Here is a 19013-nt window from a genome sequence, read left to right as displayed (position 1 = left end):
CCCCTCCCCATGACCTCTGCCGTCATTTTCGGCAACCGGATCAGGAATCGGCCCGGAAGGAAGAGAACAGATACTCATCTGCAACATGGGTCCGAGCCGCCACGCTGTCCGTGCTCGGGCAGGGCATCGAGCCAGCGGATGAGGCGGTTTCCCTCCCTGGTCATGATCTCCGGGTCGCGCAGGGCGTTGGCCAGCAGGGACATGCCCTGGTAGGCGCCGACGAACGTGAGCGCGAGGTCGTCCGGGTGGGGCAGCCCCACTTCGCGGAACTGACGTTCCACCCAGTCCAGGAGCGACCGGATGACCTTGCCCGCCTCCAGGTCCATGTCTCCCTCGGCGCGTTTGTCCAGCTCGACGGCGAGGGTGCCGGTGGGGCAGCCGTACCGGGCCGCGATGTCGCGCTGGCTGATCCACCCGGCGACCAGGGCCTTGAGACGTTCGAGGGGGTCGGGCATCCGGTCGAGCTCACCGGTGAGCCGGTCGAGGTGGTCGGCGTGCTCGGACAGGGCGGCCCGGACCAGCTCGTCCTTGGTCTTGAAGTAGTAATAGACGTTTCCGACGGGGACCTCGGCGGCGTGCGCGATGTCGGCGATGGTGGTGCGCTCCACGCCCTGCTGGTGCAGGACCCGGGCGGTCGCGGTCATCAGGCGCCGCCGTTTGTCGGCTCCTCGCGCTCGCGCCTTTGAGTCAGTCACCCGACTGACTATAGACGGGCCATGCTAGGGTCGTTGTTAGTCAGTCAACTAACTAACGGGAGATTCTCATGATCGTGGTGACGGGAGCCACCGGAAACGTCGGGCGGACGCTGGTGCGGCTGCTGACAGAGGCGGGCGAGCCGGTGACGGCCGTGTCGCGGAAGATCACCGAGTCCGACGTGCCCAGGGGAGTGCGCGTGCTCGCCGCCGACCTCGCCGACCCGGCCGGTCTCCGGCCCGCCCTCGACGGCGCCGGCGCGTTGTTCCTGCTGATCTCCGGCGACTTCGTGGCGGCCGCCGACAGCCCGGGCGGCGTCATCGGCCGCGTCCTCGACGACGCCAGATCCGCTGGAGCCGGGCGGGTCGTGCTGCTGTCCTCCCAGGGAGTCGCCACCCGCCCCGGCTCGTCCTCCCTCGGGAGCACGGCGCGGTCCATCGAGGACGCCGTCCGGCGGTCGGGCATGGACTGGACGATCCTGCGGCCCGGCGGCTTCGACTCCAACGCCTACGCCTGGGCCGAGTCGGTCCGCGCCCGGCGCGCCGTCGCCGCGCCGTTCGGGGACGTCGGCCTGCCGTTCATCGACCCGGACGACATCGCCGAGGTCGCGGCCGTGGCCCTGCGCGAGGACGGTCACGCGGGCCAGGTCTACGAGCTGACCGGACCCGCCCTCACCACGCCGCGGCAACGGGCCGAGGCGATCGGGGAGGCGCTCGGCGAGCCGATCCGGTTCACCGAGCAGACCCGCGAGGAGGCTCGCGCGCAGATGCTGCGGTTCATGCCCGAGCCCGTGGTCGAGACCACCCTGTCCATCATCGGCGAGCCCACCCCGGCCGAGCGGCGCGTCAGCCCCGACGTCGAGCGGCTCCTCGGCCGGACGCCGCGCACGTTCGCCGAGTGGGCCCGGCGCAACGCCGCCGCCTTCCGGTAGCGGGCGACGGGTCAGAGGATGCCGGCCCGGGCGGCGGCCAGGGCGGCGTCGGCCGCCCGGTCCGCGTCCGCCGCCGTGGCCGGCTCGTGGGTGACGAAGAGACGGTAGTAGATCGGGGCCACCGCGGCCCTGATCACCTCGTGGGCGTCGACCGCTGCGGGCAGCTCGCCGCGGTCGACGGCGCGGCGCACCACCTGGGCCGACTGCTCGTGGCGGGCCTGGAAGAAGTCGTGCAGCGCCAGGGCCGCCTCGGGGCTCTGCATGGCCGCCGCCACGAACGCCGACGACACCGGACCCAGCTCCGGATCGGCGAACCCGCTCTGCACGAGCCTGGCCACCCCGCGCAGGTCGCTCTCGACGGCGCCGGTGTCGGGGACGGGCCAGGGCTCGTCGCGGGCCAGCTCCAGCGCGTCGGAGATCAGCCCTTCGACGCTGCCCCACCGCCGGTAGACGGTGGTCTTGTGGACGCCCGACCGTTCGGCGACGTTGTCCACGGTGAGCCCCCGGAACCCCTTCCCGGCCAGCTCGGCGAGGGTCGCCTGCCGTACGGCGTCGCGGACGCGGGCGCTGCGCCCGCCGGGTCGCTTACTGGGCTCCACGGCCACTCCTAAGGCAACTGGCGTTGCGTTTACTTTAGAACCCATGCCACACTAAAGCAACACAGGTTGCGATTGGAGCGTCGCGGCTCGGAACTCACGGGGGACCCTCATGTTGATCAAAATTTCCGAAGGAGCCCCGTACGGGGTCGCGACCGGCGCCGACGGGGCGGTCTGGTTCACGCTGGTGCACCAGGGGATGGTCGGGCGGCTGGTCCCCGGCGAGGAGCCGAGCTTCCACCGGCTCGACCCGGCCGACGGCGGGCCGACGGTGATCGCGCCGGGGGCCGACGGGGCGATGTGGTTCACCGAGTACCAGGGCGACCGGGTCGGCCGCATCACCCCGGAGTTCGAGGTGACCTCGTACGAGGCCGAGGCTCCGTACGGAATGGCGGCCGGTCCCGACGGCGCGATGTGGTACACGTGCATGCGCTCCGACAAGATCGGCCGCATCGGCGCCGGCGGGGAGCGGGACGAGTTCGCGGTGCCGGTCGAGGGCGGGATGCCGTCAGGCATCGCGGCCGGGGCCGACGGGGCGCTCTGGTTCACGCTCAACCAGGCCGGGGCCGTCGGCCGGATCACGCCGGGCGGTGAGGTGACCGTCCACCCGCTGCCCACCGAGGGCGCGGCGCCGGTGCACATCACGGCGGGGCCCGACGGCGCGCTCTGGTTCGCGGAGATCGGCGCGGGCCAGGTCGGCCGCGTCGATCCGGCCGGGAAGGTCACCGAGCACCCGCTGCCCGACCGCGCCTGCCGGCCGCACGCGATCGTCACCGGGCCGGACGGCGCGCTCTGGTTCACCGAGTGGGCGGCGAGCCGGCTCGGCCGCATCACGGTCGACGGCGCGATCAGTGAGTTCGAGCTGCCCGGGTCGGAGCCGCACGGCCTGGCCACCGGACCCGACGGCGCGATCTGGGTGGCGATGGAGTCCGGCGGACTCGCCAGGGTCATGCCGGACCGGCTCGCCGGACGGTTCGTAGTTGACTAGGGGCATGCGTGCAATCGTGCTGGCCGCCCAGGGCGGCCCCGAAGTCCTGGAGTACGTCGAGCGGCCCGACCCGGAGCCGGGTGACGGCGAGGTGGTGGTCGACGTCGCCGCGAGCGGCGTCAACTTCATCGACATCTACCATCGTTCCGGCGCCTACCCGCTGCAACTGCCCTGCACGATCGGGTCCGAGGGCGCGGGCGTGGTGTCCGCGGTCGGGCCAGGCGTCGAGGGCGTGGTCGTCGGCGAGACGGTCGCGTGGGCGATGGCGCTCGGCAGCTACGCCGAGAAGGCCGTGGTGCCCGCCCGCCTGGTGGTGCCGGTGCCCGAGAGCGTCGCGCCGGACGTGGCCGCCGCCGTGATGCTGCAGGGCATGACCGCCCACTACCTCACCCACTCCACCTACCGGGTGCAGGAAGGCGACACGGTGCTCGTGCACGCCGCCGCGGGCGGCATGGGGCAACTGCTCGTCCAGGTGTGCAAGATGCTCGGGGCGACCGTCTACGGGACCGCCTCCACCCCGGCGAAGGAGAAGCTGGCCAGGGAGGCGGGCGCCGACGACGTGCTGACCTACCAGGACTTCGCCGAGAGGCTGCGCGGCAAGGTGGACGTGGTCTACGACGGCGTGGGCGCGACCACGTTCGACGGCGGGCTGGAGGCGCTGCGCCGGCGCGGGCTCATGGTCCTGTACGGGGCCGCGAGCGGTCCGGTGCCGCCGGTGGACCCGCAGCGGCTCAACCGGGCCGGGTCGCTCTTCCTCACCAGGCCGACGCTGGCCGACTACACGGCCGAGCGTGACGAGCTGCTGTGGCGGGCGGCCGACCTGTTCGAGTGGATCGGCTCGGGCCGGGTGCGCGTCAACGTGTCGCACCGCTACCCGCTGGCTGACGTGGCCAAGGCGCAGGAGGACCTGGCCTCGCGGCGGACGACGGGCAAGCTGCTGCTGATCCCGTGACGGCTACGCTCGACGGCATGGACCTGACCACTTCGGTCGTCTCGTTCGCCGCCGTCGTCGCGTTATTGACGATCACGCCGGGACTGGACACCGCGCTCATCCTCCGTACGTCCCTGTTGTCCGGGAAGCGCCCCGCGTGGGGGGTGACGCTGGGCATCCAGCTCGGCACGCTCGTCTGGGGCCTGCTGACGGCGGCCGGCCTGGCCACGCTGCTGGCCGCCTCGCAGCTCGCCTACGACGTCCTCCGCTACGCCGGGGCCGCCTACCTGGTGTGGCTGGGGCTGCGCATGCTGCTGGTCAAGAAGGACGCGCACGTGGACGAGCCGGACGCGCGAGAGGTCCGCTTCCGCACCGGCTTCCGGCGCGGGCTGGTGACGAACCTGCTCAACCCGAAGGTCGGCGCCTTCTACGTGGCGATGCTGCCGCAGTTCATCCCGCCGGACGCGCCGCACGCGGCGGTGGGGCTGCTGCTGGCGGGCGTGCACGTGGCCGAGGGGCTGGTGTGGAGCGCGGGCCTGATCGTCTTCGCCGGGGTGATGAGCGGCGTGCTGCGGTCGCCGTCCGTGCGCCGTCTGCTCGACCGGGTCACGGGCGTGGTGATCGTCGGCTTCGGGGTACGGCTGGCGGTCGACTGATCTTCACGCGATCGACCGGATCTCGCGGAGCGTCGGGAGACCTGTACGGGTGACGACCACGACGTGGCAGCCGGCGGTGCTGGCGGCCGTGACGCCGGCCGGGCTGTCTTCCAGGGCGACGCAGCGGGAGGGATGGGCGCCGAGGCGGCGGGCGGCTTCGAGGTACGGGTCCGGGTGGGGCTTGCCGCGGCGGGTGTCCTCCGCGGCCACCACCTCGTCGAAGCGGTGACCGAGGCGGGGGAGCACCAGGGCGGCGATGCTGCGGGGCGAGGCGGTCACCAGGGCGGTGGGGATGCGGGCGGCGGTCAGCTCCCGCAGCAGGGGAGTGGCGCCGGGCATGACGTCGAAGCTGTGGGCCAGCTCGCCGGCGAACGCGCGGGTGAGGGCGTCGCCGGTGTCCCCGGCGTCCCCGGCGTCGTGGTAGCGGGGGGCGCGGGAGAGCAGGTGGGCGGCCGTGTGCTCGACCGTGCGGCCGAGCACGTCCGGCTCGTCGTCCGGGCCCAGGTCGACGCCCAGGCCGCGGGCCACCGTCGCGGTGGCCCGCCACCAGTGGGGCTCGGTGTCCACGAGGGTGCCGTCCAGGTCGAACAGGACGGCCGCGGGCACCTCAGACGGCATCGGGCACGGGGGCGGCGCGCGCGGCCACCAGGACGGGACGCTCCACGAGGCGGATCGCGACGCGGGTGCCGGGGGCGAGCCGCGCCGCCTCGTGGCCGGGCACGTCGGCGAGCACCTCGTGACCGTCCAGCAACAGGCGGAGACGGACGGACGCGCCGCGGAACGACGCCGTCACCACCTCGCCGAGACCGGACCCGGACCCGGTGCCGGAGCCGGTGCCGGAGCCGGGGCTGAGGTCGGGGCCGAGGTCGGGGCCAGGGCTGGGGGCGGAGTCCGGGCCGGGGCCGGGGTCGGGGGCGGCGAGGGTCACCTGGATGGCTTCCGGGCGGATGAGGACGGTGACGTCGGGGCCGGTGGGGGCGGTGCCGTCGACGGGCAGCGTCTGGCCGAGGACCGTCACCTTGCCGTCGCCGGCGAGCCGGCCGGGCAGGTGGTTCATGGTGCCGACGAACTCGGCGACGAACGGGGTGGCGGGCCGGTCGTAGACCTCGGCGGGCGGGCCGGCCTGCTCCAGGCGGCCGTCGCGGAGCACCGCGACCCGGTCCGCGATCGACAGCGCCTCCTCCTGGTCGTGCGTGACGAAGATCGTGGTGATGCCCAGGCCGAGCTGGAGCCGGCGGATCTCCTCGCGCAGCGCGACCCGTACCTTGGCGTCGAGCGCGGACAGCGGCTCGTCGAGCAGCAGCACGCGCGGCTCCAGGGCGAGCGCGCGGGCCAGCGCGACGCGCTGCTGCTGGCCGCCGGAGAGCTGGTGCGGGTAGCGGTCGGCGTGCCCGGGCAGGCCGACCAGCTCCAGCAGCTCGTCCGCCTTGGCCCGCCGGGTCGCGGTCGGCACCCCGCGCACGCGCAGGCCGAAGGCGACGTTGTCGCGCGCGTTCAGGTTGGGGAACAGCGAGTACGACTGGAACACCATGCCGGCGTCGCGCTTGTTGGCGGGCACGTCGGTGATGTCCTTGCCGTCGACCAGCACGGCCCCGGAGTCGGGACGCTCGAACCCGGCCACGCAGCGCAGCGCCGTCGTCTTGCCGCAGCCCGACGGGCCGAGCAGGGCGACGAACTGGCCGGGCTCGATGGTCAGGTCCAGGCCGTCCAGCGCCACCGTCTTGCCGAAGACCCGGCGCAGGCCGCGGAACTCCACCTTGGACGTCACTTCTTCTCCCTCCCGAAAGCGGTGGAGACCGCAAGCAGCAGCAGCCAGATGAGCAGCAGGCTGAGGATCGAGACCGCGACCGACACCTGACCGCGCGAGCCGGAGATCGTCACGATCCACACCGCGAACGGCTGGTAGCCGAGCAGCCTGGACACGGTGAACTCGCCGAACACCAGGGCGAGCGTGAGGAACGAGGCGCTGGCCAGGGCCGAGCGCAGGTTGGGGATGATCACGCGGAACATCACGTGCGGCCACGACGCGCCGAGGCTGCGCGCGGCCTCCACCAGCGTCCGCACGTCCATGGTGCGCAGCCCCGCGTCCAGCGAGCGGTAGACGAACGGCAGGACGAGGACCACGTACGCGAGCACGAGCACGACGGGGAAGCCCGGGTCCTGGACGGCGATGAGCGTGGCCCAGAACGGGGTGGGCGCGAGCACGTCGGCGCCGACCCGCAGCGAGGTGCTCAGCCCGGCCACGTACGTGATCGGCGGCACCACGAGCGGGAGCGTGCAGAGCACCTCCATCAGGGGCCGCAGCCCCGGCGCGAACAGCCGGACGGCCAGCATCGCGGGCAGCGTCAGCAGCAGCACCAGCGCGATCGTGGCCAGGGCGAGCGCCAGCGACAGCGACAGGCTGGACGCGAAGCCCTCCGCCGTCAGCAACTCGGCGTAGGGCTCGAAGGACAGTCCGGTGGTGGGCGTGTAGATCGTGTACCAGAGCGACGCCCCGAGCGGCACCAGGAAGTACAGCCCGGCGATCACGAACACGGCGGCCCGCCAGGCGCGCGGGCGGGCCGGCCGGGCGGGGGCGGTGACGAGGGGCTGCTCCAGGCCCGTCACTGCAGCCATCGGGTGGTCCTCCTCTGCAGCGGCAGGTAGATCAGCATGACCAGGCCCGCGATCACGATCATGTCCAGGCTCAGGGCGAGCGCCACGTTCTCCTGGCCGATCAGCACGTCGCTGGTGAGCGCGTTGGCGATCTTGAGGGTGACCAGCGGCACGACCGTGCCCGCGCCCATGGCCGCCGCCGTGGCGTAGGCGGCGAAGGCCGAGCCGAACAGCAGCACCACCCCGCCGAGCAGGGCGGGCGTCAGCACGGGCAGGCCGACGTAGCGCCAGTAGTGCCAGGCGGTGGCGCCGTTGTTGGCCGCCGCCTCCCGCCACTGCGGCCGCAGCCCGTCCAGGGCCGGCGCCATCACCAGCACCATCAGCGGCACGCTGAAGTACAGGTAGACGATCACCAGGCCCCAGAACGAGTACAGCGACCCCGACGGCAGCCCCAGCAGCCCGCTCACCACGCCGGAGTTGCCCAGCGTGGCCACCCAGAAGAAGGCCAGCGGGACGCCGCCGAAGTTGGCCAGCACGCCGGAGGCGGTCAGCACCGCGTTGCGCAGCGCGGTGGACCGGGAGGTGACCACCGCGTAGGCGAGGAACGTGCCGAGCACGGCCCCCGACAGCGCCACCACGGCCGAGACCTGCACGCTCCCGGCCATGGCGGTCAGGTTGCCGCCTTCCAGGCTCTGCCGCACGTTGGCCAGCGTCGGTTCGCCGCGCGAGGTGAAGGCCCCCGCCAGCAGCGCGGCCAGCGGGATGCCGAACACGAACGCGTAGAAGGCGAGCAGGGGCAGCGTGCCGAGCCACCCCGGGGACCGTCTCATCCGGAGATCGCGGCGTCCCAGCCGCTCGCCAGCTTGTTCTTGGCCGCGTCGACCTGCTCCGTGGTCGGGAACGCCGGCTCGCCCTCGACGGCCGGCAGCGCCTCGGCCGCCGCCTTGTCGATGCTGCCGTCGGCCTGCATGGCGGGCATGAGGACCGGGCGGGCGAAGCCCTTCAGGTAGAGGTTCTGGCCCTCGGGGCTGTAGAGGAACTCCTGCCACAGGCGGGCCGCCGCCGGGTGCGGGGCGTCCTTGTTGATCGCCTGGGCGTACATCTGGAAGTACTGGCCGTCGGAGGGCACGTTGACCTGCCAGTCGAGGCCCTTGGCCGCCATCTGCGGGGCATAGGCGGCGTTGTTGTAGTCCCAGTCGATGCTGATCTGGGTCTCGCCCTTCTCGATCGTGGCGGGGGTGGTCTCGACCGGGTTGAAGTTGCCCGCGTCCTTCAGCTTCTTGAAGAAGTCGATGCCGGGCTGGATGTCGTCGAACGAGCCGCCGTTGGCGATCGAGGCGGCGTACACGCCGGCGAAGGCCGAGCCGGACTTGGTGGGGTTGCCGTTGAGCGCCACCTTGCCCTTGTACTCGGGCTTGAGCAGGTCGGCGAAGCTCTTCGGGCAGGTGGTGATCTTCTTGGCGTCGCAGCCGATGGAGATGTAGCCGCCGTAGTCGTTCACCCAGAGGCCGGTCGGCTCCTTCTGGCCCTCGGGGATCTTGTCGAAGGTCTGCACCTTGTACGGGGCGAACAGGCCCTCGGCGGCGCCGCTGATCGCGAAGGACTGGCCCAGGTCGAGCACGTCGGGGGCGCGGTCCTGGCCCTTGCGGGTCTTGACCGCGTTGATCTCGTCCGCGCTGGCGGCGTCCGGGTCCTCGCTCTCGATCTTGATGCCGTACTTGGCCTCGAAGGTCTTGATGATCTCGCCGTAGTTGGCCCAGTCCGGCGGCAGGGCGATGACGTGCAGGTCGCCTTCCTTCTTGGCGGCCTCGACGAGCTTGTCGAAGCCGCCGAAGTCGGCCGCCGAGGTTGCGGTGCGCGCGTCCACCCCGCCTTCGGCGGCCGTCGACGTCTGGGTTCCTGGCGCGGCGCCGCACGCCGCGGTGACTACCGTAAGGGCGGCGATGACGCCTGCCGCACGAGCGCGAGGTGTGAACACGTGGCCTCCACTCCGGGGGTGTGGGAGGAATGTAGGGGAACTTGTACAAACAAGCGAGCACCAGTAAGTCGCATATACGTTGCTCTTTCATGAACTGGGGTGGTCGGTAATGGTTGCGCGCTATGAACTGATCGCCGATGAGCTGCGGGGCGAGATCCTCTCGGGCGTGCACCCGGTGGGCTCGCAGCTCCCGTCCGAGTCGGAGCTGGCCGCCCGCCACGGCGCCGCCAGGGGGACGGTCCGTCAGGCGGTCGCCGTGCTGGCCGCCGAGGGCCTGGTCGGGTCGCGGCAGGGGGCCAGGCGCATCGTGCTCGGCACCGCGCGCAGCCAGAGCTTCGCCGAGCTGCACAGCTTCGCCGAGTGGGCGCGGGCCAACGGCTACCGGTACGGCGGCCAGGTGATCGCCCAGCGCCGCCGCCCGCCCACCCCGGCCGAGGCGGCCAGGCTCGGCTCCGGCGAGGTGCTCGACGTGCTGCGGCTGCGCACCCTGGAGGACGAGCCGGTGCTGCTGGAGCGGACCGCGTACGCGGAGTGGATCGCCGGCGCCGTCGAGAGGCTGCCGCCCGGCTGCGGGTCCGTGACCGAGGCGCTGTACGAGTCGGCGGGGCTGGTGTTCGCCTACGGCGAGCACCTCATCGACGCGGTGCCCGCGAGCACACGGGACGCGCGCCTGCTCGGGGTCAGGCGGGGCAGCCCGCTGCTGCGCCAGCGCCGGGTGACGACCACGCACGAGGGCAGGGCGGTGGAGTGCTCGGACGACCGCTACCGGGCGGGGAGCGTGGCCTTCAGCATCCGCAACTCGATCGGGGCGAACCCGCTCGTGCGGCACGCGGGCGACTTGCGTTTCGGCGCGTAAGAACATATGTTCGAGTCATAGCGCCCGCCTTCCCCCGGGTGGCTCAGCATAGGCACCAGAGCCGCGGGGAGAAGCGACTTGAGCAGACTCTATGGCGATCCGATAGAGGTGTGGACCAGAGACGGGGAGCCGACCCAGTTCGTCTGGCGTGACCGGCTCTATCTCGTCCGCCAGGTGCTCGATCACTGGGTGGTGGCCCGCGAATGGTGGAAGATCAGCGAGAGCGACCCCGGTGAGCGCCGGTTCTGGCGGGTCGAGGCCAGCCCCGGGCGCGAGGCCGGCACGTACGAGCTGAGGTTCGACACCGCCAGCGGCGGCTGGCTGCTCCTGCGGGCGTGGGACTGATGGGCGGCCGGACGGCGGGGCCGTTCCCGCACCTCAACGTGAGCTCCGCCTACTCGATGCGCTACGGCACCGCGTTCCCGAAGGCGCTGGCGGAGCGGGCCTTCGAACACGGGATGGACATCCTGGCGCTGACCGACCGCGACGGGCTGTACGGCGCGGTCAAACACGCGCAGGCGTGCGCGGCCGCCGGGATCGCGCCGGTGTTCGGCGTCAACCTGGCCCTCGGCGATCCGGAACCGGACATGTGGCCGATCGCCCCGCCGAGCCGGACGAGCGGGCGTGACGCCCGGCCGCGGACCGGGCCGGGGGCGCAGGACCGGGTGACCGTGCTCGCGCGCTCGCGCGGCTGGTCGCGGCTGGCGCGGCTGGTCACGGCCGCGCACTACGCGGGCGAGCGCGGAGACCCCCGCATCACCCGCGGGCTGGCCGCCGAGTGGGACGCCGCCGGCGACGGCGGGCTGGCGGTGCTGCTCGGCCCGCGCTCCGACGTCGGCCGCGCGGTGGCCGAGCGGCGCGACGACCACGCCCGGACACTGCTCGGCCGGTGGCGCGAGGCGCTGCCGGGCGTGGTGATCGAGCTGGTCGACCAGTACGCGTTCCACGACGCCGCCACGGCGCTGCGGATGCTCGCCCTGGCCGAGTCCATGGACGTGCCCGCCGTGCTCACCAACGCCGTCCGCTACCTCGACCCGGCCGACCACCAGGTCGGCGACGTGCTCGACGCGGCCCGCCAGCTCGTCCCGCTGCACCCGCGCCACCTGGAACGCACCACTTCCCACGCCTACCTCAAGAGCGGCAAGGAGATGGCCCAGGTCGCCGCCAAGATCTGCGGCCACGACGGGGACCGGATCGGCAGGCTGCTGCGCACCACCCGGCAGATCGCCGAGGCGTGCGCCGCCGACCCGGTGGAGCTGCTCGCGCTCCGCCAGAGCCCGCCCCGCCTCCACCTCCCGGAGATCGGCGGCGACCCGGTGCCGCTGCTGCGCCACCGCGTCGCGGACGGCCTGGCCGAGCGCGGCCTGCGCCGTTCCCGCGAGGCCAGGGAACGGGCGGCCGCCGAGCTCGACGTCATCGAGCGCAAGCGGCTGTCGGGCTACTTCGTCGCGGTGTCCGGCATCACCGACATGATCCGCGGGATGGGGGTGCGCTGCGCCATCCGCGGGTCCGGCGCGGGCAGCCTGGTCAACTACCTCATCGGCATCGGCGAGGTGAACCCGATCGACCACGGCCTGCTCATGGAGCGGTTCCTGTCGGAGGGCCGGATCGGGCTGCCCGACATCGACGTGGACGTGGAGTCCGCGCGCCGCCTCGACTGCTACAGGGCGATCTTCGACCGGTACGGGGAGTCGCGGGTGGCGTGCGTGTCCATGATGGAGACCTACCGGGCGCGCAGCGCCATCCGCGACGTGGCGGGCGCGATGGGGCTGCCGCCGCACGAGATCGACGCCATTGCCAAGGCGTTCCCGCACATCCGTGCCATGCAGATCACCGCGTCCCTGCGCGACCTGCCCGAGCTGCGCGAGAGCCGGCTCGGCGACGCCGGTCTGGAGCGGGTGTTCCGGCTGGCGGAGAAGCTCGACGGGCTGCCCAGGCACATCGCGCTGCACCCGTGCGGGGTGCTGGTCGGCAACTCCGGGATGCGCGACCTCACCCCGGTCGAGCGCAGCCTGCTGGAGTTCCCCATGTCGCAGTTCGACAAGGACGACGTGGAGGAGGCCGGGCTGCTCAAGCTGGACGTGCTCGGGGTGCGGATGCAGTCCGCGCTCGCGTACGCGCTCGGCGAGATCAAGCGGGTCGACGGCGTCACGGTCGAGCTCGACGCCCAGAGCGGCGACGATCCGGACGTACGGTACGTCCCGCACGACGACCAGGAGACGTACGACATGATCCGGGCCGGCCGGACACTCGGCTGCTTCCAGATCGAGTCGCCCGGCCAGCGCGAGCTGGTCTCCAAGCTGGAGCCGCGCACCATGCACGACCTGATCGTCGACATCTCCCTGTTCAGGCCGGGGCCGGTCAACTCCGACATGGTGACCCCGTACCTGGAGGCCAGGCACGGCTGGCGGCAGCCGTACTACCCGCACGAGCGGCTGCGCGAGGCGCTGAAGGAGACGCACGGCGTGGTCGTCTTCCACGAGCAGGTGCTGAAGATCATCCAGGTGATGACCGGCCGCGACCTGTCGTTCGCCGAGATGCTCCGCCGCACCCTCGGCACGCCCGAGGGCCGTGACCGGGTGCGCAACCACTTCGTGCCGCTGGCCAGGGCCAACGGGTTCGGCGACGAGGAGGTGGAGCGGGCCTGGAAGGTGCTGGACGCGTTCGGCGGGTTCGGGTTCTGCAAGGCGCACGCGGCGGCGTTCGCGCTGCCCACCTACCAGTCGGCGTGGCTCAAGCGGCACCACGCGGCCGCGTTCTTCGCCGGGGTGCTCACCCACGACCCCGGCATGTACCCGGCACGGGTGATCATCGACGAGGCGCGGCAGTGCGGGGTGCGGATCCTGCCGCTCGACATCAACAAGTCGGCCAAGGACTGGCGGGTGGAACGGCTCGGCCCGCGGGTGCGGGTCCGCGTCGACCCGGCCCGGCTGGAGGGCTCCGGCCGGCCCCGGCGCGCGTTCGAGGCGGGGGAGATCGGCGAGGGGTACGCGCTGCGGGTGCCGTTCTCGGCCGTCAAGGGGGTCAGCGAGGCCGAGGTGGAGCGCATGGTGGCGGGCCGGCCCTACACCTCGCTCGCCGACTTCTGGGACCGGGCCCGCCCGTCCCGGCCGACGATGGAACGGATCGTGCAGGTCGGCGGGCTGGACGCGGTGCACGGGCTGCGGCCCGGCGACGGCGAGCGGTGGCGGCCCGGAGAGCTGACCAGGCGCGACCTGATCGCCCAGGTCGGCGCGCTGGAGCGGGCCTCGTCGATCGGCGTGCGGGCGGGGCCGCGCCGCGGCAGGCGGTACGCGCCCGCGCCGCCCGCCGAGAGCCGCCACCTGGCGGCCGTCCAGCTGCCCCTCGGCTTCACCGAGCACGTCACCCCCGGCGAGCTGCCGGAGATGACCGACGCGGAGATGGTCGAGGCCGAGCTGGAGATCCTCGGCATGGACATCAGCCGGCACGTCGTCAGCTTCCACGACGAGCTGCTGGACGCGCTCGGCGTGACCCGCGCCAAGGACCTGCTCGGCCCGCGCAACGGGGCCGAGGTGCTGGTGGCCGGCGTCAAGGTGGCCACCCAGACGCCCGCGATCCGCTCCGGCCAGCGCATCATCTTCGCCACCCTGGACGACTCGACGGGGCCGGTCGACCTGACCTTCTTCGAGTCGGTGCAGGGGCGGTGCGCGGCCACCGTGTTCGGGTCGTGGCTGCTGCTGGTGCGCGGCGCGGTCCGCCGCACCGGCGCCCGCGCGGTCTCGATCCGCGCCCTCGACTGCTGGAACCTGGCCGACCTGGACGCGCTGTGGCGGGCCCGCGGCCTCGACGCCGTCCGCGCCGAGCTCGCCCGGCCCCCGGCCGACCAGGGCCCGGTGGGCGGCCGCGCCATCGAGTACGGCAACGGCTTCCGCCTGTCGCCCTACGCCGACCTGGGCCCGGCCGTCACCGACCCGCCCCGCCGCCTCTGGCACGCCAGCCCGGGCAGCTCCGGCCCCACCGCGGCCTGATCCTCGTCAGGAGGCCCGGCCCAGGCGGGTGACCGCGGTGACGGGGGCCGGTCGGCCGGAGGACCCGGCGCTGGGGCGGACGGCGGGGGAGCGCTGCGGGGTGACGCGGCGGACCGTGGCGGCGCAGAGGGCGGCCGACAGGGCCAGGCACGCCAGCTCCAGGAAGCCCAGCCCGGTGAGGCTGTCGAGCGCGTCGAGCGGGAGGACGATGGTGAACACCGCCAGCGTCGCCAGCCAGCTCAGCCACCAGCCCGTCACCAGGGCCACCCGGCCGCGCCGGCTCTCCTCCGCCGGGCCGGTCGCCCGCCACGTCTCGTACACCAGCACCGCCGGCGCTACCAGGTTGACGCCCGGGATGAGCCAGGCGGCGGCGACCGTGCTCCGGGCCGCGGGCAGGGCGCCGGCCTGGCGGACACGCACCAGCCACGTGGTGTGGGCGGCCGCGGCGGCGATCGTGGTGGCCAGGGCGATCAGCAGCAGCACCGCGAACACCGTCGCCGCGCCGGCCAGCGCGTCGGCGTCGGGGCCCGACGGCCGCCCGCCGAACTCGGCCAGCTCGGCGGCCAGCTGTCTGCCGCGCACCTGCTCGAAGACCACCAGAGCGCCCAGGGAGAGTACCTGCGCGGCGAGTGTCACGTAGACGGTGGTGGCGGCCTTGCCGACGACCTTGCTGGCGGACGTGGTAGCGGCTTTGGTGGGCGGTGCCTGGGCAAAGCGCACGATGTTCTCCCCCGGGCCATACGGTGGGTTCTGATTCACTTGTATCCCGGAGGCTGACCCGCTAATCAGCTCACGACACCCGATTCCCAGGCCCACGCGGCGATCTCCACCCGGTTCCTGGTGCCCAGCTTGGTGAAGATGCTCCCGAGGTGCGTCTTCACCGTCGACAGCGACACGAACAGCTCGGCCGCCACCTCCTGGTTGGTGCGTCCCCTGGCGACCAGCCGCACCACGTCCAGCTCGCGGTCTGTCAGCGGTTCCGGCAGGGGCGCGGGGGAGCGGCGGGGCCCGGACAGGTGCCGCAGCAGCCGCACCGTCACCGACGGCGACACCAGCGACTCGCCGCCGGCCGCCGCCTTGACCGCCTCCACCAGCAGCGTCGGCCCGCTGTCCTTGAGCAGGAACCCGGTGGCGCCCGCCCGCAGCGCCCCGTACACGTACTCGTCCAGGTCGAAGGTGGTGACGATGACCACCCGCATCGGGTTCTCGACGCCGGGTCCCGCCAGCGCCCGGGTCGCCTCCAGGCCGTCGAGCCTGGGCATCCGGATGTCGAGCAGGCACACGTCCGGGCGCAGCCGCCTGGCCTCGGAAACCGCGTCGGCGCCGTCGGCGACGGCCGCCACCACCTCCATGTCCGGTTGCGCATCCAGAATCATCTGAAATCCGGTGCGTACCAATTCCTGATCATCGGCGATGAGAACCCGAATAGTCACGCCCAAACTCTAGAGTCAACCGAACGGCCGATGCGGACCGTACGCATGGCCGATCCGCCGCCCCCGTCCGTCCCGGCAGGCTCGGAGCCATGAACGACGTGCTTGTGGGGCGGGCTCTCGCCAAACGGTTCGGGCAGACGGTGGCGCTGGGCGGGGTGGACATCGCGGTGCGCGCCGCGGAGGCGGTGGCGATCATGGGGCCGAGCGGCTCCGGCAAGTCGACGCTGCTGCACTGCCTGGCCGGGATCATGAAACCGGACGCGGGCGAGGTCCACCTGCTCGGTCAGCGCATCGACGACCTGGGCGAACGGAAGCGCAGCGCGCTGCGCCGCACCCGGTTCGGGTTCGTGTTCCAGTTCGGCCAGCTCCTGCCGGAGCTGCCCGCCGAGGAGAACGTGGCGCTCCCGCTCATGCTCGGCGGCGTCGCCCGCCAGGACGCGGTGCGGACCGCCCGGCAGTGGTTCGGCCCGCTCGGGCTGGGCGGCATGGAGGGCAGGCGGCCGGGCGAGCTGTCCGGCGGTCAGGCGCAGCGGGTGGCCATCGCCAGGGCGCTGGTGACCAGGCCGGCCGTGGTGTTCGCGGACGAGCCCACGGGGGCGCTCGACCAGGCCACGGGCCACGAGACGATGCGGCTGCTGGTGGAGGCCACCAAGCACAACGACGCCTCCCTGATCGTGGTCACCCACGACCCGAACGTGGCGGCCTGGTGCGACCGCACGGTCGAGGTCCGCGACGGCAGGCTGCTGGCGGGCGGGGTGCCGGCGTGAACCTCGATCTGACGTGGCGGCTGCTCAAGGGCGGCGGTCGCCGCGGCCTGCTCGGCACCTGGCTGACGCTGGGGGCGGTCGCGGTGGCCACGGCGCTGCTGCTGTTCGCGGTGACGGCCAACTTCGCCTTCCAGGCCAGGGGCGACCGGGACGCGTGGCGCAACCCGGTGGCGGCGGGGAGCGGCGCGACGGCCGTGGAGGCCGCCCGGTTCGACTACGTACGGGACGAGCGGATGACGGTCGTGGACGTGGCGGCGCTGCCCGGGAAGGCCCCCGCGCCGCCGCCGGGGCTGGACCGCTTCCCCGCGCCGGGCGAGGCGTGGCTGTCGCCCGCGCTGGCCGAGCTGGCTCGCGAACTGCCCGCCGACCAGCTCGCGGCCCGCTTTCCCGCCGTGACCGGCGTGCTCGGCGAGGAGGCGCTGGCCTACCCCGGTGAGCTGGTGGCCGTCGTCGGGCACCGGCCGGACGCGCCCGTCATGACCGCCGAGCGCAGCGACGACTGGATCGCCGGCCGGCCGCCCACCCCCGTCGCGGACTTCACCGGCAGGGTGTCGGAGGACGCGGAGGCGTACCAGGTGCTGGCGCTGATCGCGAGCGTGCTCATGGTGGTGCCGCTGCTGGTGTTCGGCGGGGCCGCGGCCCGGCTCACGGTCGCCAGGCGCGACCAGCGGCTGGCCGCGCTGCGGCTGGTCGGCGCGACGCCCGGGCAGGTCGTCGGGATGACGGTGGCCGAGGCGGTCATCGTGGCGTTCGCCGGCGCGGTCGCCGGGACCGCGGCGTACGCGGCGGCCGTGCCGCTGCTGACGCGGATCGAGATCGGCGGCGGGCCGTGGTTCGCCGCCGACCTGTGGCCGCACCCGCTGGTGCTGGCCGGCGCGCTCGTCGCGGTGCCGCTGCTGGTCGGGCTGTCGGCGGTGGCCGGGCTGCGGCGGGTGGTGGTCAGCCCGCTGGGCGTGGCCAGGCGCCAGACGCCGCCCGGCATGCGGGCGCTGCGGGTGCTCGCGCTGCTGGTGGTGCTGGCAGCCTTCCCCCTGCTGGGCCTGGAGGCCAGTGTGACGGTCATCGCGGTCGCGATCGCGCTGGCCCTGCTCTCGCTCAACCTGGCCGGGCCGTGGGTGGTCGGCCTCATCGGCCGCGTCGCCGCCGCCTTCGCCCGGACGCCCGCTCTGCTGCTGGCGGGGCGCAGGCTCGTGGACGATCCGCGCTCGGCCTGGCGGACGGTCAGCGGGGTCGCGCTCACCGGGTTCGTCGCCGGGTTCCTCGGGATGCTCAGCCCGGGGGCGTTCTCCAGCGGGGCGTCCCACGCGGAGTTCCGGCTCGCCGTGGTGGAGGGGCGGCCGGCGGTGGTCGCCGAGCAGGCGCGCGAGCAGATGCGGGACGCCGGGCTCGCCGCCCGGGTCGAGCACTCGGAGAAGCTCGTCACGGTGACGGTGACCGGCGACGCCGCCCCGGCCGCAGGTGACGCGGCTGCCGGTGACGCGGGCAAGGGCGACGCGGTCGCCGGTGACGGGGGCGGTGTCGGGGTGGTGGTCGTCGATCGGGCGCGGACCGCTCTGGCGGGGCTCGTTCCCGGGCGGACGCCGACCAGTGAGGCCGACGACCAGCGGTTCGGCTTCCAGTTGCTGGACGACGTCCGGGTGGGCACGGTGGTGGTGCTGTCGGTGTCGTTCCTGGTGGCCATCGCCAGCGCGGGCATCACCGCGGCCTCGTCGGTCCTCGACCGGCGTCAGACGTACGGACTGCTGCGGCTGGCCGGCACCCCGCTGACCGTGCTGGACCGGGCACGGCGGGCCGAGACGCTGATCCCGCTCACCGTGATGGGCGGCGGCACGATCGCGGCCGGGGTGTTCTGCGCGACGCCGTTCATGCTGGGCGCCCCGAACCTGAGCGGGGCGGTCATGCTGGGGATCTGCGTGGCGCTGGGCTTCGCGGGCGTGCTCGGGGCCGGGGCGCTGAGCAGGCCGCTGCTGGTGGCGGTCACCACCGACCCGTCACCCCGCCCCGACTGACCGGGCAGGAGGGACCCAGGCCTCGATGCGCTCGCGGGTACTCGTCGATCGGGAGCGGGCAGTCGAGCGCCTGCTCGATCAGGTCCTCGGCCGCCTGTGCGCGGGCGACGCGCCGCTCCGGCTCGGCGATGTGATCGCGGAGCACGTCCTAGGCCCGCAGCACGGTGACCTGGCGGCCGGACGGGGTGGTCGCCTCCTCGAAGGCGCCTCGTTGGTTCCACGGCGGGGCCTCGGGGCGCCGGTCGAAGATCACCAGGACGCCGGTGGTGAGGCTGAGCCGGTCCAGGTAGCCGTCGAGCTGGGCCAGCCCTTCGGTCAGCGGGTCGTCCTTGCCAGCTCGCCAGACCTTGAGCTCCATCGCTTCGCGCTGCATCAGCCGCTCGCCGCCGGGGCCGGTGTAGGGCCAGCGGACGAGTACGTCCAGGCGTTTGGTGCCGGCGGCGTACTCGCGATCGAGATAGCCTCCGCCGTTGACCAGGCGGTGCAGGAAGGCCATGAGGATGATCTGGCAGGCGGCCTCGTGGTAGTTCTCCTGACGGATGAGCACCTCGCCGTGCTCGCGCCAGAAGACCACGAACTCCTCCAGCAGCC

19 protein-coding genes are annotated in these 19013 nt (G+C 73.3%); 9 read left to right on the top strand and 10 right to left on the bottom strand.

The genetic code is table 11. The features are described 5' to 3' along the window. Positions 1-74: 74 nt before the first annotated feature. The gene (locus tag ABD999_RS30475) at positions 75-695 is read right to left on the bottom strand and encodes a TetR/AcrR family transcriptional regulator (protein ID WP_271278115.1); all 621 of its coding nucleotides are present in this window, start codon (positions 693-695) and stop codon (positions 75-77) included. Between the two features lie 68 nt (positions 696-763). Between ABD999_RS30475 and ABD999_RS30470 the strand changes: the two genes are divergently transcribed. Beyond that, positions 764-1624 (top strand): SDR family oxidoreductase, encoded by an 861-nt coding sequence (locus ABD999_RS30470; RefSeq protein WP_271278116.1) that lies wholly within the window; start codon positions 764-766, stop codon positions 1622-1624. Between the two features lie 11 nt (positions 1625-1635). On the opposite strand, the gene ABD999_RS30465 is transcribed toward ABD999_RS30470, so the two are convergent. Then, on the bottom strand, positions 1636-2223 hold the full coding sequence (locus tag ABD999_RS30465) for a TetR/AcrR family transcriptional regulator (protein ID WP_148029854.1): 588 nt from the start codon (positions 2221-2223) through the stop codon (positions 1636-1638). Between the two features lie 109 nt (positions 2224-2332). Here ABD999_RS30465 and ABD999_RS30460 point away from each other — a divergent pair, with 109 nt between their 5' ends. Genes ABD999_RS30460 through ABD999_RS30450 form a run of 3 tightly spaced genes read left to right on the top strand, consistent with a single transcriptional unit; the run spans position 2333 to position 4795 of the window. Further along, positions 2333-3208 (top strand): Vgb family protein, encoded by an 876-nt coding sequence (locus ABD999_RS30460; protein WP_271280510.1) that lies wholly within the window; start codon positions 2333-2335, stop codon positions 3206-3208. Between the two features lie 4 nt (positions 3209-3212). Next, positions 3213-4160 carry a quinone oxidoreductase family protein gene (locus tag ABD999_RS30455; RefSeq protein WP_148029856.1) on the top strand — a complete coding sequence of 316 codons (948 nt, stop codon included), beginning with the start codon at positions 3213-3215 and terminating at the stop codon, positions 4158-4160. Positions 4161-4177: 17 nt separating this feature from the next. Then, the gene (locus ABD999_RS30450) at positions 4178-4795 is read left to right on the top strand and encodes a LysE family translocator (RefSeq protein ID WP_271280511.1); all 618 of its coding nucleotides are present in this window, start codon (positions 4178-4180) and stop codon (positions 4793-4795) included. A 3-nt stretch (positions 4796-4798) separates the two neighbouring features. On the opposite strand, the gene ABD999_RS30445 is transcribed toward ABD999_RS30450, so the two are convergent. The 5 genes from ABD999_RS30445 to ABD999_RS30425 are packed head-to-tail and all read right to left on the bottom strand — an operon-like array spanning position 4799 to position 9368. After that, positions 4799-5401: an HAD family hydrolase gene (locus tag ABD999_RS30445; protein ID WP_345483014.1), complete on the bottom strand. Its 603-nt coding sequence runs from the start codon at positions 5399-5401 to the stop codon at positions 4799-4801. Position 5402: 1 nt separating this feature from the next. Further along, entirely contained in the window at positions 5403-6563 is a 1161-nt protein-coding gene (locus tag ABD999_RS30440; protein WP_345483013.1) for an ABC transporter ATP-binding protein, read from the bottom strand. After that, positions 6560-7411 carry an ABC transporter permease gene (locus ABD999_RS30435; protein WP_148029859.1) on the bottom strand — a complete coding sequence of 284 codons (852 nt, stop codon included), beginning with the start codon at positions 7409-7411 and terminating at the stop codon, positions 6560-6562. Before ABD999_RS30435 ends, ABD999_RS30440 begins: the two co-directional genes overlap by 4 nt. Next, entirely contained in the window at positions 7399-8220 is an 822-nt protein-coding gene (locus tag ABD999_RS30430) for an ABC transporter permease (RefSeq protein WP_148029860.1), read from the bottom strand. Before ABD999_RS30430 ends, ABD999_RS30435 begins: the two co-directional genes overlap by 13 nt. Beyond that, positions 8217-9368: an ABC transporter substrate-binding protein gene (locus ABD999_RS30425; protein WP_148029861.1), complete on the bottom strand. Its 1152-nt coding sequence runs from the start codon at positions 9366-9368 to the stop codon at positions 8217-8219. The genes ABD999_RS30430 and ABD999_RS30425 overlap by 4 nt, the downstream gene beginning before the upstream one ends. A 109-nt stretch (positions 9369-9477) precedes the next feature. Between ABD999_RS30425 and ABD999_RS30420 the strand changes: the two genes are divergently transcribed. The 3 genes from ABD999_RS30420 (at position 9478) to ABD999_RS30410 (ending at position 14213) form a co-directional block, all read left to right on the top strand. Next, positions 9478-10224 (top strand): GntR family transcriptional regulator, encoded by a 747-nt coding sequence (locus tag ABD999_RS30420; RefSeq protein ID WP_148029862.1) that lies wholly within the window; start codon positions 9478-9480, stop codon positions 10222-10224. 78 nt (positions 10225-10302) lie between these two features. After that, positions 10303-10569 (top strand): DUF6504 family protein, encoded by a 267-nt coding sequence (locus ABD999_RS30415; protein ID WP_148029863.1) that lies wholly within the window; start codon positions 10303-10305, stop codon positions 10567-10569. Next, positions 10569-14213 carry a DNA polymerase III subunit alpha gene (locus ABD999_RS30410; protein WP_345483040.1) on the top strand — a complete coding sequence of 1215 codons (3645 nt, stop codon included), beginning with the start codon at positions 10569-10571 and terminating at the stop codon, positions 14211-14213. Before ABD999_RS30415 ends, ABD999_RS30410 begins: the two co-directional genes overlap by 1 nt. Positions 14214-14219: 6 nt before the next feature. Here the strand turns inward: ABD999_RS30410 and ABD999_RS30405 are convergent, their stop codons facing one another. Both ABD999_RS30405 and ABD999_RS30400 read right to left on the bottom strand, forming a co-directional pair. After that, positions 14220-14933: a DUF4328 domain-containing protein gene (locus ABD999_RS30405; RefSeq protein ID WP_271279838.1), complete on the bottom strand. Its 714-nt coding sequence runs from the start codon at positions 14931-14933 to the stop codon at positions 14220-14222. 65 nt (positions 14934-14998) lie between these two features. Next, on the bottom strand, positions 14999-15646 hold the full coding sequence (locus ABD999_RS30400; RefSeq protein WP_148029865.1) for a response regulator: 648 nt from the start codon (positions 15644-15646) through the stop codon (positions 14999-15001). Between the two features lie 89 nt (positions 15647-15735). Here ABD999_RS30400 and ABD999_RS30395 point away from each other — a divergent pair, with 89 nt between their 5' ends. Next, positions 15736-16413 (top strand): ABC transporter ATP-binding protein, encoded by a 678-nt coding sequence (locus ABD999_RS30395; RefSeq protein ID WP_271279837.1) that lies wholly within the window; start codon positions 15736-15738, stop codon positions 16411-16413. Next, positions 16410-18422 (top strand): FtsX-like permease family protein, encoded by a 2013-nt coding sequence (locus tag ABD999_RS30390; protein ID WP_271279836.1) that lies wholly within the window; start codon positions 16410-16412, stop codon positions 18420-18422. The genes ABD999_RS30395 and ABD999_RS30390 overlap by 4 nt, the downstream gene beginning before the upstream one ends. A 148-nt stretch (positions 18423-18570) precedes the next feature. Here ABD999_RS30390 and ABD999_RS30385 read toward each other — a convergent pair. Beyond that, positions 18571-19013 (bottom strand): hypothetical protein (locus tag ABD999_RS30385; RefSeq protein ID WP_345483012.1); only part of this gene is annotated, 443 nt, incomplete at its 5' end.

Source organism: Nonomuraea ferruginea (genome assembly GCF_039540635.1).
Classification (GTDB): domain Bacteria; phylum Actinomycetota; class Actinomycetes; order Streptosporangiales; family Streptosporangiaceae; genus Nonomuraea; species Nonomuraea ferruginea.
Note: the sequence above shows the minus strand (reverse complement) of the source record. Positions and strands in the feature narration are given on the sequence as shown.